The sequence below is a fragment of the Pseudomonas sp. B21-015 genome (assembly GCF_024749285.1).
In the GTDB taxonomy this organism is placed as follows: Bacteria; Pseudomonadota; Gammaproteobacteria; order Pseudomonadales; family Pseudomonadaceae; genus Aquipseudomonas.
In genome coordinates this window covers 3,664,894-3,684,114 of sequence record NZ_CP087196.1, presented here as the reverse complement: position 1 = coordinate 3,684,114, position 19,221 = coordinate 3,664,894, and the positions used below count along the sequence as shown (strand labels likewise).

Below are 19,221 nucleotides of genomic sequence, written 5' to 3'. Positions count from 1 at the left end.
TCTCTGTAGCTCGAAGTTGCTCTTTGGCTTCATGGGCGGGACTTACTCCAACACCCACTCCGCCAACTTCCCCGTCACCTGCGTCATCAACACATTCTCAACATCCCTTGCACCCGCCGCGCTGCACTTGGCCAACACCGCCTGGACAATCCCTGCGTCAAATTCAAACTGCTTGCCGGTCGCGGCCTTGTACCGGCCGCGCAGTTTCTCCAGCTTCGCCAACACAATCCCTTCCAGCGTCATCTCATCCAGCGGCCGATACGCCACCACCGTCATGCGCGCCAGAAACGCCGGGCGAAAGGCTTTCAGCAGCACGTTATGCAGCGCTTCGTTGAAAGCATCGGTGCCCAGTTGCGCGACCGGTGTATCGAGCAGCAACTCAGCCCCGACGTTGCTGGTGGCGAGCATCACGGTGTTTTTGAAGTCCACCACCAGCCCGGTGCCGTCCTCCATCACGCCTTTGTCGAAGACGTTGTAGAAGGCTTCGAGCACGTCCGGGTGGGCCTTTTCGATTTCGTCGAGCAGCACCACCGAATAGGGTTTGCGGCGCACCGCTTCGGTGAGTACGCCACCGCTGCCGTAACCGACATAACCGGGAGGGGCGCCTTTGAGTTGGCTGACGGTGTGGGCTTCCTGGTATTCGGAGAGGTTGATGCTGATCAGGTTGCGTTCGCCGCCGTACAGCGCGTCGGCCAACGCATAAGCGGTTTCGGTTTTGCCCACGCCCGTGGGGCCGACCAGCAGGAATACGCCGACTGGTTTTTGCGGGTCGGTGAGGCCGGCGCGGTAGGCTTGCAGGCGTTGGGCGATGGTGTTGAGCGCGGTGCTTTGGCCCATCACTCGCTGGCCCATGCGCTGGCCGAGGGTGCGCACGGCGTGGGCTTCGTCGGCGAGCATTTTACCCACTGGAATGCCGGTCCAGCCCGCGATCACGGCGGCCACGGTTTTGCCGTCGACCTGTTCCGGCACCAGTGGGTCGTCCTGGCGAATGGCGTCCAGACCGGCCTCGAGCCGTACCAGCTCGGCGGCCAGATGATCGATGCGGCTGTCGGTGGCTTCGTCCGGTTTGTCGTTGTCGGCGCGTTCGCTCAAGGTGAGTAATTCGCGACGGGTTTCCAGCAGTTCGCGCACGGCGATCCGTTCTTCGTTCCAGCGGATTTCCAGGTCGCGAATGGCCTGCACGTTACCCACGGATTCGGTTTCCAGCAGGGTGATGCGTTCACGGTGATCGAGCCCGGTGGCCTGTTCACGACGCAGGCGTTCGACTTCGTCTTTGAGGCTCTGCTGGCGATGGCGCAGGCTTTCCAGCGGTGGCGGCACGTCGTGCTGGCCGAGGGCGACCCGGGCACAGGCGGTGTCGAGCACGCTGATGGCCTTGTCCGGCAATTGGCGCCCGGAAATGTAACGATGGGACAGTTTCACCGCTTCGTGAATCGCCGCGTCCAACACCTGCACGCCGTGGTGCTGTTCCAGTTTTGCGGCCACGCCACGGAGCATTTCCACGGCGGTGGTTTCGTCCGGTTCCTCCACCTGCACCAACTGAAATCGCCGGGCCAGGGCCGGGTCTTTCTCGAAGTATTTTTTGTACTCAAGCCAGGTGGTCGCGGCCAGGGTGCGCAACTCGCCACGGGCCAGCGCCGGTTTGAGCAGGTTGGCCGCGTCGCTGCCGCCTTCCGCGCCGCCAGCGCCAATCAGGGTGTGGGCTTCGTCGATAAACAGAATGATCGGTTTGTCGGCACTGCGCACCGCGTCGATCACGCCTTTGAGCCGCTGTTCGAACTCGCCCTTGACCCCGGCGCCGGCCTGTAACAGACCGAGGTCGAGTACCCGCAGGCTGACTTCCTGCAATGACGGCGGCACATCGCCGGCGGCAATCCGCAGGGCCAGGCCTTCGACTACTGCCGTCTTGCCCACCCCCGGCGCGCCGACCAGGATCGGGTTGTTCTGCCGACGCCTGAGCAGGATGTCGATGCACTGGCGAATCTCGCCGTCGCGGCCGACGATGGGATCGATGCGCCCGGCGTGGGCGTCGGCGGTCAGGTCCTGGGTGTACTGATCGAGCACCGAGTCCTGCTTCGGCTGCGGTTTGCCGGCATTGGCAGGACGTGTGCCGCCGACGTGTTCGCGCGAGCTTTCGGTCCATTCCAGCAGGTTGTTGCGTAAGGCTTCCCGGGGAATTTTCAACAGCGACGAGGCGCTGTTGAGCAGCAGGCTGCGGCGTTCGTCGCGGTCGAGCAAGGCCAGCAGCAGCAAGCCCGAGCGGATGCTCTCGAGGCCGAGCACGCTGGCCTGAACCACTGCGTCTTCGAGCAGGCCGATGGTTTGCGCCGAGAGCGCCGGGGTACGGGTGCTGCCGGATTTGAACAGTTCCAGGGCCTTGTTGATTTCCGCCGTCAGGGCATCGCGCTCCAGGCCGAAGCGCGGCAGCAGCCAGGCGAAGTCGCCGCCCTCGATGTCCAGCAGTTCCAGCAACAAGTGCTCTATTTCGACGTAATGATGACCCCGTTGCAGGCAGCGTTGCGCGGCCCGTTCGAGAGCGCGGCGGTTGTCCGGGTTGAGGCGTCCGATCAGGCTGGCCAGTTCCATGTTCAGGTGATCTCCAGCTGACGAAGGCGGGTTTCGATCCGTTGCACGGCGAGGCTGGTCTGGCGTTGCAGGCCGCCGTTCCAGCTGAGCAAGGGCGGCGCCTGGCGACCGAGTTTCATCGGGCTGGCACCACGCACCAACAGCACCAGCGTGCAATCCAGATCGGGGCCGAAATACAACGCGCTGAGGCTGGCCAGCGCCGGATGGGATTCGCCATCCGGCAGAAACCGCGCTGCCTGTGCCGAGGTCAACGGGCCGAGGCTCAGGCGGATGCCGGCATGTTCATCCCAGACCCGGGTGCCGGCCACGGCGCTGCGGCCCAGTTGCAGATTGCGCCCACCCGGTTGCAGGCGGCTGCGACTGGCGGGCGGAATTTCCCGCCAGGCACCTTCGTAGGCGCTGAGTGCCACCGGCAATTCGAAGTGCTCGCGCACGATCGCGGCGAAACCGGCCAGGGAGCGACGACCGTCGGCAAACAGCGCGCTGCACGCCAGTACGGCGGAGTCGGGTACGGCTTGACGTTCCTGCAAGGCTTTGGGCAACAACCCGGTCAGCGCCCGCAGTTGCGCCTGTACCGGCGACGCGCCGGGGGCTGTGAAGCCGACCGCAATCCGGTGTTTGCGCATCACTTTGTACAGCAGGCTGAGCAAACGATGCTGGAACAGGTCGAGGAACTCGGCCGGTGCATGATCCTTGGCCCGGGCGCGTTGTTGCAGCCATTCCTGATAGGCGTAGGGCAGGGGGCCGTCCGGTCCGCCGAGGCCAAACACTGGAGTCGTGAGCGTCGGTGGCTGGCCCGCTTCCTGGGTCAGGTTTTCGATTTCGCTGGCGGAAAACAGCGGCGTCAACGGCCCGCGCAGGCGCAAGGCTTCCGCTTGAGGGGCAGTGCCGCTGCCCAGGGATTCGGCTTGCGGGTGTTCGCGCTCCAGCAGCAGCAACGCTTGCAGCAACTCGAACGCCTGCGGATCGCGCCGCAGCTTCTGGCTCAGGCTCAGAGGGACAGCGGCATGCCGGCTTGGGGTTGCCATGTCTTGACCTCCTTGTCTGACTGGACCAGTACCGTGCGCACGAAGCGATTGGCGGTGGCATAGAGTGAAAAGAATTGCGCCAGCACTGCTGAAAACAATACCGCGCTGCTGCCGACGAAATGCTGCGGATCGAGTTGCAGCTGAACTTCCAGCCCATTGCGCCAGCCGCGCCAGGCATCTTCGCCGACATGGGCGATCACCCGTTCACAGCCAAGGCCGAGCAAGCCTTCGATCTGCCGCAGGGCACTGGCTTCGTCACGCAGGTTGTGCAACTGGAGGATTTCCTTGAGGGCATCCAGCGCCTGCGGCCCCTCGACCAGTGATAGATGATTGAGGGTCAGTTGCGACACCAGCCGCCAACGGGACTCGCCGTCCAGGCGCGGCAGGCTTTGCGGGCTGGGTGGGTTGCGCAACCGGGCCCAGGCCACCGGCCCCGGTCGCTCGAAGCCCAGTGGCGTGCCGGCCGGCAGGCTCTGGGCCAGATGCCGGTTGGTGCACAGCAGTTCGGCGGTGAGGCTGTATTCGTTGGCCTCGGACAGCGGGTCGAGCCGGGTGTCCACCAGGCTCACCATCAAGTCGGTGCCCAGGCGATTCGGGGTCATACCGCTGACCCGTCGCGCGTGCCAATAGCACTGTTTGTCGGTGCCGCCATGCTGACTGCCGTAATAAGCCGGCACCCGTTGCACGCCCTGGGCGGAACTGGCGCGCATCCCCCGGATGCTGTGGATCTCGACGCTGTTTTCCCGGTGGCTGTCGGCGATCAGGCGATACTCGCTGCGGGTACCGTCCGGGCGCAGGGGCTCCGAGGTTCGTGGAAACAGGTTGATCGCCGGCGCACAGCCCAAGGCGAAGTCGCTGGCCTGAAGGTGCAGGCGGTTGGCCGGGGCGCGGTCGAAGACGATGTACAGGTACAGCGTCTGGCTGTCGCTGGTGGCGCCGGCCAATGGAATGTCGAAGAAGTTGAATTTGTCCGCAAAGGCGAAGTACTCGGCGAGCAGGCGCATGCCCGGATGCACACCGTCCTCGTCCGGCAACAACACTTCGTCGCTGGCGAAGCCGACGATATCTGGCAGCCCCGCCAGCACTTTCGGCACGCTGCCGACCGGTCCGGCCAGCACCTTCACGGCATGGGCGCCGAGCAGGTCATACAGGCAGGCGTTGATCACCGGCGAGGCAGCCAGGTGCACGCGCAACTGTTTGATGGTAAGCGTCGACCACTGGCTTTCACCGAGGCAACGCAGGCTCAGGCGCAGGGCTGAGCGCGCCTGCGCCACACCGGTCAGGGCCTGGGCTTCGTCGCTGCCCAGCAACAGCGCTTCGTTGATTTCCACCGGCCACAGTCGAACCGCGGCGCTGGTGCGAAAGTGGATGCTCTCGCCTTTGCTGGTGGTGACGAACAGCGGTGTGTCCCGTGGCAATGGGTAACCATCGTCCAGGTTGCCCTTGCTCGGGTCCGGCTCGAACTGCACGATCGCGCAGGACGGCAGCGGCCGCATGGCCAACGGATAAAGTTGTTCGAGCAAGGCGTCGCTGAATTCGGCGTAGTCGTCGTCGAGCCGCCGTTGCAGGCGTGCCGCGAGCAAGGCGAAACCTTCGAGCAGGCGTTCGACGTGCGGGTCGGGGCATTCACCGGGGGACAGTTCCAGGCGTCTGGCGACCTTGGGATAACGCTCGGCAAAAACGCTCCCGGCGTGGCGCAGCCAGGTCAGTTCGCGTTGGTAGTAATCGAGCAGTTGCGGGTCAATCGAGTCGCTCATGACGCACCTCAAGGCCATGGCTGGCCTTCTCGATGACAAATGCCACGGGCCAGTGCTGCTGGCCGCTGCGCAACTCGCCCAGTAGCCGAATGCTCAGTTGTTGCGGATGGCCGGGGACCGGATTGACCTCGACCTCGCCCAGTTGCAGGCGCGGTTCGAAATGGGTGATCGCCTCGCGGATTTCCCGCGCCAACTGACGACGGTCATCGCTGCGCTGCTGTTGCAAGGCGGTCCAGTCAGCGATGCCGTAGTCGAGAATGCTCGGCGGAGAGGTCAGTGGGCGTTGGCCGCGTCGGGTATTGAACAGCCGCAGCAACTCCGTGTGCACCGAGTCGAGCAACCCCTGGCGATCGAACACCTGCACGGTGTCGACCTCGCTTGCGGCGAGGCGCTCGAACAACGGCGGAACAATGCCGGTGCCTGCCATGGCCGACGCGTCCGCTTACTTGGCTTTGATGAGTTTGTTGGCGGCCATGTCCCAGGTCGAGGCGGCCGTGCCTTCCTTGGTGCCGTCGTCTTTCTGGGCGGTGAGCTCCCATTTGATCTTGGTGAAGTTCAGGGAAATGGTTTCCACCGGTTTGCCACCCGTACCACCACTGACGCTGACGTTGGACAGCACCACGTTGGTCAGGGTGTAGATGATGAACGGCATCAGCTGGCCACTGCCCTCGGCGGCGTTACGGCCGATGGTGATCTTGGCTTCGGGGATCGGTTTGCCGGCGCAGCAATACTCGTTGAGGGAGGGCGTCGAGCTGTCGACGAATTTGGTCAGGGTGAACTCGCCGATGTGCGGCTTGCCGGAGGTCCGCTCCGAGTTGCTGACGTCGTTGGTCACCTGCATCGCCACGTTGTGGCTGTAGGACATGACTTCGATCTTGTCCTTGTAACCCTCGAGCAGGCTATCGCCTTTGATGTCGCCGCCGAGGTCGAGAATGATTGCATCCATCGCATGAAACTCCTGAAAGTAATCGCTATAGACAAGTGGGTGAATACCCAATGCCAATCAATTAAGCCGGACACTGAACCTGTTAAGCCGAACACTGAATCTGTTAAGCCAAACACTGAACCTGTGGCGAGGGAGCTTGCTCCCGCTGGACTGCGCAGCAGTCCCGTTTTTGGGGCCGCTTCGCAGCCCAGCGGGAGCAGGCTCCCTCGCCACAGGTTTCAGTGCTGCCACAGACTCCAGTGGTGCCACAGGTTTCAGCGGTCAGGCAGCTACCGGTGGCGGCAGGGTCGCGACCAGGCGGATCGACGCGGTCAGCTCTTCGAGCTGGAAGTGCGGCCGCAGGAACACCGTGGCCTTGTAGGCCCCCGGTTTGCCGGCCACCTCGGTCACATCCACCCGGGCTTCACGCAACGGGTATTGCGCCTTGATCTCCTGCGGCGCGTTGTCGTTGATCAGCACGTAGTCGGCGATCCAGTTGTTGAGGTAGGTCTGCACGTTGTCGCGGGTCATGAAACTGCCGACCTTGTCGCGCATGATCACCTTCAGGTAGTGCGCGAAGCGCGAGGCTGCGAGCACGTACGGCAGCATTGCCGAAATCCGCGCGTTGGCGTTCGCTTCGTTGGTGTTGTACAGCTTGGATTTGTTGGTGGTCTGGCCGCCGAAGAACACCGCCACGTCGCTGTTTTTCTTGTGGCACAGGGCGATGAAGCCGAGGTCGTTGAGCTCTTTCTCACGACGGTCGGTGATCGCCACTTCGGTCGGGCATTTGAGCGACAGATCGCCAGAGGTGGTGCGGAAGGTATGGGCCGGCAGGCCTTCCACCGCACCACCACCTTCGGCACCGCGAATCGCCGCGCACCAGCCGTATTTGGCGAAGGCTTCGGTGATCCGTTGCGACAAGGCCCACGCGGCGTTGCCCCACAGGTACTTGCCGTGGTCGCTGCCGTTGACGTCTTCGACGTAATTGATGCCTTCCACCGGCGACGTATCAGGACCGTAAGGCAGGCGCAGCAGGAAGTGCGGCAGCACCAGCGACACGTAGCGCGAATCTTCGCTTTCGCGGAACGAGCGCCATTTGATCAGTTCCTGGCTCTCGAACACTTTCGACAGATCCCGCGGCACCGCCAGTTCGGTGAAGCTGTTCATGTCGAACAGCCGTGGGCTGGCAGCGGCAATGAACGGCGCGTGAGCGGCCGCGGCGACGTTCGAGAGTTTCTCCAGCAGGCCGATGTCCTGCGGGTGCCGGCCGAAGGTGTAGTCACCCACCAGCAGGCTGAACGGATGGCCGCCGAAGGTGCCGTATTCCTCTTCGTAGATCTTCTTGAACAGTGCGCTCTGGTCGAACTCGACGGCTTTTTCCAGGTCGTTCTGCAACTCTTTTTGAGTCACGTTGAGCAGGCGCAATTTCAGCCGGGTACTGGTCTCGGTGTTCTGCACCAGCATGTGCAGGCCGCGCCAGGACGCTTCGAGTTTTTGCAGGTCCGGGTGGTGCAACACTTCGTTGAGCTGAGCGCTGATCAACTCGTCGATCTGGCTGATGCGGTCGTTGATCATCGCCACGGTGTCCTTGTCGATGGCCATGCCTTCGTCGAGTACCTGGGTGGCGAATTCCGCGAGCATGTCGCGGGCGTAATCCTGCTGGCTGTCGTCATGGGCCATGCGGCCTTTGGCGATTATTTCATCGAGCAGAGACAAGGTCTGGGCTGCACTGTCGCTGGCTTGGCTCTGGGCGGCGGATGAGGCGGGCATGGCGAATTCTCCCTAAGTGGATGAACGATCAAGCTTGTGGTTCGGTCGGTACTTCTGCATCGCCTGCGGGGGCAGGCGCGGCGGCTTCCGGACGGGCCGACTTGATCTCTTGCAGTCCCTCGGTGTTGGCAATGACGTCACGCAACAGCTTGTCCAGATCATCGTTGCCGTCGAGCTTGGTCAGCAGGTCGCGCAGACGCTGGCGAGCTTCGAACAGGCGCCGCAGCGGAGTGACTTGCTCGACCACCTTGACCGGGTCGAAGTCATCGATGTGTTTGAAGTTCAACTCGATGTTGAGTTTGCTGTCATCGCCGCTGAGGGTGTTGGTGACCTGCAAGGTGGCGCGCGGGCCGATCGAGGCGAGGACTTCATTGAAGTTGTCGCGGTCGATTTCGGTGAAGCGCCGTTCATTCAGTTTCGGGAGTGGTTCGAGAGGTTTGCCGGAGAGGTCGGCAAGAATACCGACAACCAACGGCAATTCTTTTTTCTCGATCGCGTTGCCGATTTCGACGTCGTAGGTGATTTGCACCCGGGGTGGGCGAACCCTGTCTAGCTTGTGCTGAGTACTTTCTGCCATGGTGGCTGACTCCGATGCATGAGGCGGGTGCAATGCATCGGGAGGCCCGTTTCATCGCATTCCCTTACTGGACCGTAGGTTAGAAAGGGAGGGCAGAGGACCTGTCATTCCTTTGACGAACCTTCCACATTCGTCGTGCCGACCGAACTACCCAAGACGCTAGAACAGGTCTATAAAAAAGCAAACAAAAAACAATTTTGGACCGTGTCGAGAAAAGGAAAATTCAATTTGTACACACGTCTTTTTTCTTTGCTTGTGCTGCTGTCGCTCGCCGGGTGTTCGTTGTTCGGGCCTCGTGTCGACCTCGATAACCTGACGCTGGACGTCGCGCCCCGCGCCAACGATGACACGCCGATCGCGGTGGACTTCATTGCGGTGAACGACGTGGATCTGCTCAGGCAGTTGTCGGGCATCACCGCCCGCCAGTGGTTCGCCGAACGCGAGCAGTTCCAGCGCGACTACCGGCAGCTGATGACGGTCTGGGGACTGGAGCTGGTACCCGGTCAATTCATCGACAAACAACCCTTCCCGCTGGGGGGCAAGCGGGCGGCTGGACTTTTAGTCTTCGCCAGCTATAACACTCCCGGAGCACACCGGTTACGGCTGGACGATCAGAGCAACGCCTGGCTCAAGTTCGACAGTCGCGAGATGACGCTGGTCAGCGATCACCCGAACTGAACACAGAGGTTGAGGTGCGCAAACTTGTGGGAGCGAGCCTGCTCGCGATGACGGCGGTACATTCAGCATCCATGTTGGCTGACCCACCGCTATCGCGAGCAGGCTCGCTCCCACAGGGGCTGCGGTGTTCAAGTCAGGCCGCCCATTTTTTTGCGCGGCGCCACGAGAGGTCGAAGGGAATCGTATGAGTCTGCTACCTGACGCGGTTTGCTGGCATGAGGGCATGCAGTTATTGCCCCAGCATTTTCAGTTGCAAGGGCTGCGGGCCGAGGCGCTGGTGGCGCATTTCGCCCAGGCCTGTAATCCGTGGTTCTGGGGCGTGACTCGCGTTGAGTTCGATCCTTCGGCATTGAGCGCCGGGCTCGTACGATTGATCAATGTGCAGGCGACCTTGCCGGACGGTTTGCCGGTCAATCTGCAGGCCGGTGTGGGGCCGATGCTGGAGCTCGACATCAGTGAAGCGATCGACGCCACGGACAACGCCACCGTCACCGTGTACCTGGCAATCAGTCCGCTGTGGCGCGCCGGGCAATTGCTGCCGCTCAAGGGGCGATTGCAATCGGTGGTTGGCGACGCATTGCCGGACCTCACCAGTGGCGAGTCCCCCGAATCGATCACCGTCTGGCGTCCGAACCCGCGTTTGTGCACGCAACTGAACAAGGCGGATTCCGTCTGCCTGCCGCTGCTGAGGATTCGCAAGGAAGGTGGCGGCTTTCTTCAGTTGCCTTACACACCGCCGACACCGTGCCTGTTGCCCGAGTCGGTCGTGGGTCGCCGCGTGGCGGGGCTGTGCGCCAGGGCGCGGGAGAAATGCATGTTCCTGGCCGGTCGTTTGCGCCAGGCGCAACAGGCCGGCAATCAGGACGACGCGATGGAAATTCGGCGCCAGTTGACCGCGCTCTGGGCGCGGCTGCCGGAAGTCGAAGGCCTGCTGAACAGTCGAGTGGCCACGCCGCAGGCGTTGTATGGCTTGTTGCTGGGGTTGGCCGGCGCCTGGTCGGCGCTCGATCCATTGGCCGGGGTTCCGGCCTTCGCCCCGCTGGATTTTCTTGAACTGCAGCGCGGTTATGAAGCTGTACTCGATTGGCTGGAAAAGACCCTCGAACTGATCCGCGCCGGTTATCGCAGCCTGGCATTCGAACGCAGCGAACAGTTCTTCTCGATTCAATTGCCCGACGACCAGCCGAGCCAACGGCTGGTCATCGGTTTGCGCATGCCCAACGGTGCCAGTGAGCAGGCCGCCAGCGAATGGCTGAGCGGGGCGATCATTGCGTCGCAGCCGCACATCGCGCTGCTCAGCCGTCAGCGCATGAGCGGTTTGTCCCATCAGGCCATGAGTCGCAATGAACAAGTGGCCTACAGCGTCGGTGACGATACACGGTTGTTCGTGGTGACGGCCGAAGGCCAATGGTTCGACGGGCAGTTGCCGTTGCTGATTGCCGCGCCGGCTTCCAGGCTGGTCAGCAGTCCATGGCAAGTGGTGTTGTTTGTGGCCCAGGCGAGTGAAAGTGCTTGATCAAGGAAGGAACGTCATATGTCTGAGGGGAATGCCGGGACGGGTACACGAGGCCTCCACGAAGCGCCGCTGAGCAGTGCTTTTCGTCAGGCCTGGCAGCAATGGTCCCAGGACTGGAGCCAGTTGCCCAAGGACAGCGAAGACGAGGCGCTGGTGGACGCGGTGGTCGAACTGTCCACGCAAATATCCCAACGACTCTGGCGAACGGCCTTCGCCAAAGTCGGTGATGCCGCCGCCGAGCAAGTCAAGGCGTTGGTCTACGCCTTTGTCGCGCTGGTCGATGAAACCTTGCTGTTCACGCCGTGGCCGGGCCAGTCGGCCTGGCAGGAAAAACCCCTGGAGTCGCGGATGTACGCCAGCCGTCAGGCCGGCGAGCGGATACCGTTGGCCATCAAGGAACTGCTGGACGAGCAGGTTCCCACTACCCGCGATCTGGCCAATGTCTATTTGCAGTGCCTGGTGCTGGGGTTTCAGGGGCGGCTGCGGGGCGAACAGAATCAGGCCCAGCATGAAAAATGGCGCCTGGCGCTGTTCACGTTTGCCTGGCAGCACGAGGCGGATTATGCCGATGTCAGTGCCCGGCTCGAACAGCCTTCGGCGGTGACGCCGCTGCAATTGCCGGTACGACTTTCGTTGCCCGACGGTTTTCGCCTGGGCCTGGGGATTCTCGCCGTGGTCCTGCTGCTGACCGGGTTGGGGCAGTTGTTCTGGCGTGACATTCGCCAGGAGCTCGAACCGGTCTTGCAACTGACCGATTCGGTGGCCACCTCGGAGCAAGACTCATGAGCACGCTGGGGATTATCGGCCTCATCATCGCCGTGCTGTTGGTGCTGGCGATTGTCGCCGTGGCGGTCTGGTGGTTGCGCACGCAAAGCGGGGCGGCGATTCGCAGTTTTTACCTGGCGGTGCGACAGATGGAGCAGGAGCAGGGCACCCAGGACCGTTATCAGATTCCATGGCTGCTGATGCTCGGCAACGAAACCCAGGGCACCCAGCTGTGCACCCAGTGGCGTTTGCAGCCCACCGACAAACCGGGTTGGTTCGGTCGCTGGTGGTCGGACCCCGAAGGGGCGGTATTGGTGGTGCCCCAGGCGCTGTTTTTGCCGGATGAAGGCATGCACCTGCAACGGGGTGGCTGGTGGCGCTTGCTGGGGTTGATCCTGCGCTTGCGCAGTCAACGTCCGCTGGACGGAGTGATCTGGACGGTGCCGATCAGTCGGCTGGGCAATGCCGAGCAGGCGGCGGCCCTCGGCCTGGCGGCGCGTAGACGCTTTATCGATTTGTTGCAACGCTTCGGTTTGAGCCTGCCGGTGTACGTGGTCATTACCGGCATGGAAGAGTTGCCGGGCTTTCAGGAGTTGATCACCGCGCTGCCGGTCGAGGCCCGCGAACGCACGCTGGGCTGGTCCTCGCCCCACGGGGCGGATGCGGTCTGGCAGGCGCAATGGAGTGATCAGGCGCTGGATCAGGTCAATCGGGCCCTGGCGGAATCGATCATCGAAATCGGCGCCTTGTCCGGGCAGTTAAGCGTCGATTTGTATGGCTTGCCGGAACGTTTCGAAGCGTTGCGGCGCAATCTGCAAAGCCTGCTGGAGCCGGTTTTCCAGGGCAATGCACAAGGCGAGGCCCCGCGTTTTCGCGGTGTTTATTTTACCGCCAACCAGCCATCGGACGACGCCATCGACGGGTTTTCGGCCTACGACACCGTGTTGCAGCAGAGCGCCTTCGCCCGGCAATTGTGGCAGCGGCGGGTGGTCGCCGAGCGCGGTCTGGCGCTGGTGGTGCCGCGCCTGTTACGCCTGCGTCAGCGCTGGCAGCGCGTGACCGGCGGGGTGGCGCTGGTGGTTGCGTTGGTCTGGGGCGCGGGCATGCTGTGGGTCTGGCAGGATTCGGTCAAGGAGGCCCATGAACTGTCGCGCCTGCTGCAGGGGGCGCAGAAAAACTACGCGGCGGTCACCGATGAATCTCATCGGCTGGAGTCGACCCGGCGCAACGTCCAGGGTTTCTGGCGAGTGCTGGAAAAGGCGCCGGGCTGGAGCTTCACTTCAGTGGTATTTCCGACCTCCTGGTTCTCTTCACTGGATGCGCAGTTGGCGAGCGAGTTGCGCCTGACCGCCCAGAGCCATTTGATGTTGCCGTTGCGCGACCTGTTGAGCGCGGAGCTGGCGCAACTCAAGACCATCCGCAACACCGAACGACGGGGCAACGTCGAAAGCGAAGATCCTGCCCAATGGCAAAACTACGTCAAGGCCAAGGATCTGGTGGAGCGTGCGGTGCGTCTGGAGCAGCAGAACCAGTGGTTCAGTCAGGCGCTGAACAATCCCAAGGCCCCCCTCGAAGACCTGGTGTTGCTGAGCAACAACGCGTTGTCGCTGAACCTCAACGTCGGCACGTTGCACCGCGCCGGTTTTTACAACCGGGCGTTGTTCGATGCTGACGGCAGCGACTTGCGACCGCTGGATCTGACCGTCGAGCGCCCGGTGATCGAGGAAAATTTCCTCGGGCTCATGGAGCGCTGGCTGGACCAATATTTCCTGGCCGACAATTTCGTGCGCCAGGCCGGTTATCTCAAGCTGCATCTGGAACGGCTGGAAGCCGGCAGTGGCAACTCCCTCACCGAGCTCGAGGATTTGCGAGCACTGGTCGATGACCTGCAAACCGTGATCGGCTTGACGAATTCGGCGTGGGGCCGTGGCAAAGGGCAGGATCTGGTGCCTGGCTATCGCGAGTTGCTGGACAACGTGCGCAAAAGCGCCTTGCTCGGACCGCAACTGGAACAACAGTTGGAAATGCAGGCGGCCAAGCTGCAACAGAGCTTTCGTGATCAATGGATCGTCCAGGCCGGCTCCCGGGATAATTTATTGATTCAGCAAGGCAGCGGGCAACTGGTCTTGCAGGAACATGTGGTGCAGCTCAACAACGCGGTGCAAGCGCTGTTCAAACGTGACTTCGTGGCCATCGCCTTACAGGCGGATCGGTCCGAAGCCCCGAATGGCCAGGGGCAGGGCGTTGATGGCGACGACCTCGACAGTGCGCTGAACTATTTCGCCAGCTACAAGAGTTACGCCGCCGAAGAGTTGCCACGCATTCCCCCGGCGTATCGTGGCGCCTTGTTGCAAGCGGCCGAAGGCGCGGTGGTCAAGGCGATGTTGTCGAGCCTGCGTGAGCACAATGCGCAGGCCAACAGAGGCGTCTTCAATGTGCAGGCCTCCCAGGCGATTGCCTTGCAGAAAGCCTTTATCGAGGTGCGTCGTAGCGATCTGGCCACGCGTTTGCAAACGGCCTTGAACCGCCGCGCCCTGGCCGAAATCGTCAGCGGCCTCGACGAAATCGTCGCTCAGCCGCTGTTCAGCGGGCGCACCGAAATCAGCCAGTGGGACGGCTCGAAAAACCTCGGCCTGCAACTGTATGGCGCCAGCGACGTGCAGGATTTGAAACTGAGCCTCAATCAGCAATTCAACACCATGCTCGGTATCACCGAACGACGCACCTCGGCGCTGGAATGGTTGAAAGTCCAGCAACAGAATCTCTCGGCGTTGGATTATGAACGCGTGACGCAGTTCAGTGCGCTCAACGACGAACTGCTCAAATACAAAGAGCAGAACCCCGCCAGTTCGCCGGCACAGATCGAGCAATTGGTGAGCCGTGATTTCATCGAAATGGACGTCGCGTCCTGTGGCCAGATCCTGCAAACCGCCAACCTGTCCGGCGGGCGCGGAACATTGGCGTTGCGGGCGGTGGATCTGCAACAAACCGCCATGCAACGCTGCCAGTTCCTGCAACAGCAACAGGCCGCGGCGGCGTGGAACGAGCTGGCCAACTATTTCAACCAGTATCTGGCGGATCGCTTTCCGTTTGCCAACGGCCTTCAGGCTACCGACGCCGACCCGGCCAGGGTTCAGCATTTGCTGGAGCTGATCGACAAGCGTTTGCCGGTGGCGCAGGCCGGATTGCTGCTGAGCCAGACCCCGGAACGGTTGGCCGCCGAAGACTTTCTCAATCGCCTGAAGCAAGCCAGCACCTGGCTGGGGCCGATGTTCGTGCGCGACAAGAGCGGTGTGCTGGGAGTGGAGATGGACGTGCGCTGGCGCACCGACCGAGAGGAAGAACGCGGTGCCGATCAGGTGATTGCCTGGGGCTTGAATGCCGGCAATCAACAGATCAACTACCCCGGCGAGGCTCAGCAGAACCTGCGCTGGATGGTCGGCCAACCGATCCGGTTGACCTTGCGTTGGGCCAGGAATGGCTACCAGCGCCCGGCCAACGATCCGTTACAGCCGAGCCTGGTGGTGCGGGACCTGGAAGCGGGATGGGAGTACAGCGGTCCATGGTCGTTATTGCGCTTGATGCGTTCGCATGTATCGGTGCAGCGCCAGCCGAACATGGACTACACGGACTTTCCGTTGACCTTGCGCCTGCCCGTGACCACGCAGGCCAGCACCACCACCGCGGAGCAAACCCTGATGTTCGTGCGCCTGTCGTTGATGACCCAGGGCTCGAAGTTGCCGCTGTCCGTTCAGCCCCTGCCGACCCGGGCCCCGCGTTCACCGTTCATGGTGACGCGGTCGACCGCAGCCATTGAATCCCATGAGGAGGAGGGCCTGTGAATCAACCTTCAACACCGTTGCCGGAACTGATTGCGCAACTGCTCGAACCGATCAGCGAGGAGGCGCCTTGTGGTCAGGATTTGCGTTATGAGCCTGAGTTCGACCGATTGCGCGAACTGCGCCGTGAGGACGACACCAGTTTGCCGACGGGGGTGTGGCAGTCGTCGATCAAGCGTGCCCAGTGGCCGGAACTGGAAAAGCTGGCCACGAGCCTGCTGCTCGAACGCAGCAAGGATTTGATGCTCAGCGCCTGGCTGGGGGAGGCCTGGCTGCATCAGGACGGGCTCGAAGGCTTACCGGGCAGCCTGGCGCTGGTTGCCGGGTTATGCGAGCGCTATCCCGAGCACCTGCACCCGCAGGCTGAGGATGGCGACCAGTCATGGCGAGTGATACCGCTCGAATGGCTGGCGCGACGCTACACCGAAGTGTTGCTGACCCGAGTGCCGCTGTTCGATTCGCACAACGGAGAATTCGATGGCTTCTGTCTGGATGCCTGGCGCCGCTTGCAGTTGCAACAGGTGCTGGCCAGCGACAGTAAAGCGGCCAAGACCTCGGCCGAGAACGCCCGCAACGAACAGAAAAAACTCACCGAACAGATTCGCGCCACTCCGTTGTCATTCTGGTTGCGCAGCCAGGGCAGCCTGTTGCTGAGCCTGCAACACCTGCAACGCCTGGACAACTGGAGTGATACCTGGCTCGGCAACCAGGCCCCGGGCTTCAAAGCGTTGCAAGACGTGATCAAAGCATTGTTGACGCTGGTTCAGGAGTTCATCGCCATGCATCCACGAAAACCGACCCCGGCGCCTGTCGAAACGCCTGCGGTGGCGGCATCGAGCCCGGCTGCGGTGCCGGAAGTCATCCCGGCGCCCCAAGTGTTCAGCGAGCCGGCGAATCGTGAAGAGGCGTACCGGCAATTGCTGTTGATCGCTGACTATCTGGCGCGCACCGAACCCCACAGCCCGGTTCCCTATCTGATCAAACGGGGCGTGGAGTGGGGCAACAAGCCCCTGAGTGAGCTGCTGGGAGAGCTGATCAGCGCTGATGCCGAATCCCGGCGACTCTGGACGCTGTTGGGCGTTCTTTAGTGAAGCCGGGCGGCCGCCGACGGCGGCGGTAAAGCAATGGGGGTGAGTACCGGTTGACCGGAAAAAAACGCCGTCAGGTTTTTGCCGGCCAGTTCCACGGTGCCTTGGGTGGCCTCCGGGGACAATCCGGCGACATGGGGGGTCAGAATCACGTTGGCCAACCCCTTGAGGGCGTCCGGCACCTGGGGTTCGTGATCGTAGACATCCAGCGCGGCGCCGGCGATCCGTCGCTGTTCGAGCGCGCTGATCAGGTCCGCCGTGACGATCACACTGGCCCGGGCGATATTGACGATGAAGCCGTTGGGCCCCAGGGCATCAAGCACCTGCCTGTTGATCAGGTGTTGGGTGCCGAGCCCGCCGGGTGCGGCGACTATCAGAAAATCCGAGTGGCGTGCCAGTTCGGTAGGCGTCGAACAGAAGCTATAGGGCACGTCGCTGCGATGCTGGCGGTTGTGGTAGCTAACGTTCATGTCGAAGCCGTTGGCCGCACGTTTGGCGATGGCGATGCCGACGGCCCCGAGGCCGAGGATGCCCAGGCGTTTGCCGGCCAGGGAAGGGCGCATGATTTTCGGCCACTCGCCCCGACGCACGGCGGCATCGGCTCGAGGAATATCCCGCACCAGCGCCAGCAACAACGCCATGGCGTGATCGGCGACAGAAGAGGCATTGACGCCAGCCCCGTTGGTGACGGTGATGCCACGGTCGGCGGCGGCTTGCAGGTCGACGTGTTCGTAGCCGGCGCCGATCACACAGATGATCTTCAGGTTGGGCAGGTCGGCGATTTCATTGGCGTACAGGCCCAATGGGCCGCGCGTCAGCACCGCCTCGATCTGACTGCCCTGTCGGGCAATGGCGGCGGCGCGCTCGGCCGGGGTTGGGGCCAGGATCAAATGAAACCCCTGACGTTCGAGAATCGGCAGGTAGTCATTGATGGTTTCAACCAGTACCAGAACAGTTGCGGTCATGCTGGGCTCCTGTGGGCAGCGGAGTGTCGGGGCTTGAACGTCGCGTCAGATTGCTGACTCCAGAGCGAATTGGCAATGGCCCACAGTCATAGGCTATTGGTTGGCAAGCACTCGTGCAGGCGTTGGCGATACCGGCGAACTTCTTAGATACAACACTAGATCAGAGCGCGGCAGATGGAGAGGGTTTGTCCGCGATGAAATAGCTGTAGCAGCTGTCGAGCCTGCGAGGCCGCTACAGCGAACGCAGCCTTTGGCAGCTGCTACATAGAGCGCGCCGCGCCGACCCCATCTGATCCGCACAACCGTTGCTCAGCTAAGCCTTTGCTTCTGCTGATTAATCCCGGACAATCGCGCCCCTGTTTCGGTCAGGGCGCTGCCTGTCGGATTTTTCCGACTCGTCCTGACCGGGTGACAAGTGACCGGAAAACGGAGATCCAGCAGGATGAATGATCAGGCCAATAGCGTCGGCGAACGCTATGTAACGGCGACACCAGCGAGCCTTGCAAGCTGGAATCGCCATGACACCACATGGATGTTGGGCTTGTTTGGTACGGCCATCGGGGCCGGTACCCTGTTTTTGCCGATCAACGCGGGGCTGGGCGGCTTCTGGCCGTTGCTGATCCTGGCGGTATTGGCGTTCCCCATGACCTTTTACGCACACCGTGGCCTGACCCGCTTTGTGTTGTCCGGCCGTGAAGGCGCGGACATCACCGAAGTGGTGGAAGAACACTTCGGCATCAAGGCCGGTGCGCTGATCACGTTGCTGTACTTCTTCGCGATCTTCCCGATCCTGCTGATCTACAGCGTGGCCCTGACCAACACCGTGGGCAGTTTCCTCGAGCATCAACTGCACATCATGCCGCCACCGCGCGCCGTGCTGTCGTTCGTGCTGATTCTCGGCCTGCTGGCGGTGGTGCGCTGCGGTGAACAAGTGATCGTCAAGGCCATGAGCCTGATGGTGTATCCGTTCATCGTCGCGTTGCTGTTCCTGGCGGTGTTCCTGATTCCTCACTGGAGTGGCGGCATCCTCAGCACCGCGTCCACGCTGCCTGAGTCGTCGGCGCTGCTGCACACCTTGTGGCTGGCGATTCCGGTGATGGTGTTCTCGTTCAACCACTCGCCGATCATTTCGGCGTTCGCGGTGGACCAGAAGCGTCGCTACGGCGTGCATGCCCAGGAGCGCAGCTCGCAGATCCTGTCCCGTGCCCACGTGTTGATGGTGGTGATGGTGCTGTTCTTCGTCTTCAGCTGCGTGCTGACTCTTTCGCCGGCGCAACTGGCGGAGGCCAAGGCGCAGAACCTGTCGATCCTGTCGTACCTGGCCAACCATTTCAGCAACCCGACCATCGCCTTCGCGGCGCCGTTGATTGCCTTCGTGGCCATTTCCAAGTCGTTCCTGGGCCACTACATCGGCGCCAGCGAAGGCTTGAAGGGCCTGATCGTCAAGAGCGGCAAACGCCCGGCGCCGAAGACCCTGGACCGCCTGACCGCCGCGTTCATGCTGGTGGTCTGCTGGATCGTCGCGACCCTGAACCCGAGCATTCTCGGCATGATCGAAACCCTCGGTGGCCCGATCATCGCGGCGATCCTGTTCCTGATGCCTATGTATGCGATCCGCAAGGTGCCGGCCATGGCTCGTTACCGTGGCCAAGCCTCCAACGTCTTCGTGACGCTGGTGGGCCTGGTGGCCATTTCGGCGTTGATCTACTCGCTCACCGCCTGAAACA

14 protein-coding genes are annotated in these 19,221 nt (G+C 62.3%); 6 read left to right on the top strand and 8 right to left on the bottom strand.

Translation table 11 applies throughout. The annotated features are described in order from the left end of the window. Window positions 1-42: 42 nt before the first annotated feature. The 7 genes from tssH to tssB all read right to left on the bottom strand — a co-directional run bounded on the left by tssH (window position 43) and on the right by tssB (window position 8,643). Window positions 43-2,586, bottom strand: coding sequence for a type VI secretion system ATPase TssH (tssH, locus tag LOY38_RS16270; protein WP_258696109.1), 2,544 nt, complete (start codon window positions 2,584-2,586; stop codon window positions 43-45). Between the two features lie 2 nt (window positions 2,587-2,588). Further along, on the bottom strand, window positions 2,589-3,614 hold the full coding sequence (tssG, locus tag LOY38_RS16265) for a type VI secretion system baseplate subunit TssG (RefSeq protein ID WP_258696108.1): 1,026 nt from the start codon (window positions 3,612-3,614) through the stop codon (window positions 2,589-2,591). Beyond that, window positions 3,578-5,371, bottom strand: a complete 1,794-nt coding sequence (gene tssF, locus LOY38_RS16260) for a type VI secretion system baseplate subunit TssF (protein ID WP_258696107.1) — start codon at window positions 5,369-5,371, stop codon at window positions 3,578-3,580. The genes tssG and tssF overlap by 37 nt, the downstream gene beginning before the upstream one ends. Continuing rightward, entirely contained in the window at window positions 5,355-5,798 is a 444-nt protein-coding gene (tssE, locus tag LOY38_RS16255) for a type VI secretion system baseplate subunit TssE (RefSeq protein ID WP_258696106.1), read from the bottom strand. The genes tssF and tssE overlap by 17 nt, the downstream gene beginning before the upstream one ends. Before the next feature lie 15 nt (window positions 5,799-5,813). Then, complete coding sequence (locus LOY38_RS16250; protein ID WP_258696105.1) at window positions 5,814-6,317, bottom strand: Hcp family type VI secretion system effector; 504 nt, start codon at window positions 6,315-6,317, stop codon at window positions 5,814-5,816. A 261-nt stretch (window positions 6,318-6,578) separates the two neighbouring features. After that, entirely contained in the window at window positions 6,579-8,066 is a 1,488-nt protein-coding gene (gene tssC, locus LOY38_RS16245; protein WP_258696104.1) for a type VI secretion system contractile sheath large subunit, read from the bottom strand. Between the two features lie 28 nt (window positions 8,067-8,094). Continuing rightward, window positions 8,095-8,643 carry a type VI secretion system contractile sheath small subunit gene (tssB, locus tag LOY38_RS16240; protein WP_258696103.1) on the bottom strand — a complete coding sequence of 183 codons (549 nt, stop codon included), beginning with the start codon at window positions 8,641-8,643 and terminating at the stop codon, window positions 8,095-8,097. A 228-nt stretch (window positions 8,644-8,871) separates the two neighbouring features. Between tssB and LOY38_RS16235 the strand changes: the two genes are divergently transcribed. The 5 genes from LOY38_RS16235 (at window position 8,872) to tssA (ending at window position 16,529) form a co-directional block, all read left to right on the top strand. Beyond that, complete coding sequence (locus tag LOY38_RS16235) at window positions 8,872-9,321, top strand: type VI secretion protein (RefSeq protein ID WP_258696102.1); 450 nt, start codon at window positions 8,872-8,874, stop codon at window positions 9,319-9,321. Between the two features lie 184 nt (window positions 9,322-9,505). Then, complete coding sequence (gene tssK, locus LOY38_RS16230) at window positions 9,506-10,837, top strand: type VI secretion system baseplate subunit TssK (protein ID WP_258696101.1); 1,332 nt, start codon at window positions 9,506-9,508, stop codon at window positions 10,835-10,837. Between the two features lie 18 nt (window positions 10,838-10,855). Next, window positions 10,856-11,623 (top strand): DotU family type IV/VI secretion system protein, encoded by a 768-nt coding sequence (locus LOY38_RS16225; protein WP_258696100.1) that lies wholly within the window; start codon window positions 10,856-10,858, stop codon window positions 11,621-11,623. Further along, window positions 11,620-15,444, top strand: coding sequence for a type VI secretion protein IcmF/TssM N-terminal domain-containing protein (locus LOY38_RS16220; protein ID WP_258696099.1), 3,825 nt, complete (start codon window positions 11,620-11,622; stop codon window positions 15,442-15,444). Before LOY38_RS16225 ends, LOY38_RS16220 begins: the two co-directional genes overlap by 4 nt. Beyond that, the gene (gene tssA, locus LOY38_RS16215; protein ID WP_258696098.1) at window positions 15,441-16,529 is read left to right on the top strand and encodes a type VI secretion system protein TssA; all 1,089 of its coding nucleotides are present in this window, start codon (window positions 15,441-15,443) and stop codon (window positions 16,527-16,529) included. Before LOY38_RS16220 ends, tssA begins: the two co-directional genes overlap by 4 nt. Here tssA and LOY38_RS16210 read toward each other — a convergent pair. Continuing rightward, complete coding sequence (locus LOY38_RS16210) at window positions 16,526-17,494, bottom strand: 2-hydroxyacid dehydrogenase (RefSeq protein ID WP_258696097.1); 969 nt, start codon at window positions 17,492-17,494, stop codon at window positions 16,526-16,528. The two genes, tssA and LOY38_RS16210, sit on opposite strands and share 4 nt — an antisense overlap. Window positions 17,495-17,936: 442 nt before the next feature. On the opposite strand from LOY38_RS16210, the gene LOY38_RS16205 reads away from it, so the two are divergent. Further along, complete coding sequence (locus LOY38_RS16205; protein ID WP_258696096.1) at window positions 17,937-19,217, top strand: serine/threonine transporter; 1,281 nt, start codon at window positions 17,937-17,939, stop codon at window positions 19,215-19,217. Window positions 19,218-19,221 lie beyond the last annotated feature (4 nt).

Coding starts and splice junctions, on each gene's coding strand:
- LOY38_RS16210 (WP_258696097.1), bottom strand. CDS start 17,494: ATGACCGCAACTGTTCTGGTACTGGTTGAAACCATCAATGACTACCTG.
- tssH (WP_258696109.1), bottom strand. CDS start 2,586: ATGGAACTGGCCAGCCTGATCGGACGCCTCAACCCGGACAACCGCCGC.
- LOY38_RS16220 (WP_258696099.1), top strand. CDS start 11,620: ATGAGCACGCTGGGGATTATCGGCCTCATCATCGCCGTGCTGTTGGTG.
- tssG (WP_258696108.1), bottom strand. CDS start 3,614: ATGGCAACCCCAAGCCGGCATGCCGCTGTCCCTCTGAGCCTGAGCCAG.
- LOY38_RS16225 (WP_258696100.1), top strand. CDS start 10,856: ATGTCTGAGGGGAATGCCGGGACGGGTACACGAGGCCTCCACGAAGCG.
- tssK (WP_258696101.1), top strand. CDS start 9,506: ATGAGTCTGCTACCTGACGCGGTTTGCTGGCATGAGGGCATGCAGTTA.
- tssE (WP_258696106.1), bottom strand. CDS start 5,798: ATGGCAGGCACCGGCATTGTTCCGCCGTTGTTCGAGCGCCTCGCCGCA.
- tssC (WP_258696104.1), bottom strand. CDS start 8,066: ATGCCCGCCTCATCCGCCGCCCAGAGCCAAGCCAGCGACAGTGCAGCC.
- tssB (WP_258696103.1), bottom strand. CDS start 8,643: ATGGCAGAAAGTACTCAGCACAAGCTAGACAGGGTTCGCCCACCCCGG.
- LOY38_RS16250 (WP_258696105.1), bottom strand. CDS start 6,317: ATGGATGCAATCATTCTCGACCTCGGCGGCGACATCAAAGGCGATAGC.
- LOY38_RS16205 (WP_258696096.1), top strand. CDS start 17,937: ATGAATGATCAGGCCAATAGCGTCGGCGAACGCTATGTAACGGCGACA.
- tssF (WP_258696107.1), bottom strand. CDS start 5,371: ATGAGCGACTCGATTGACCCGCAACTGCTCGATTACTACCAACGCGAA.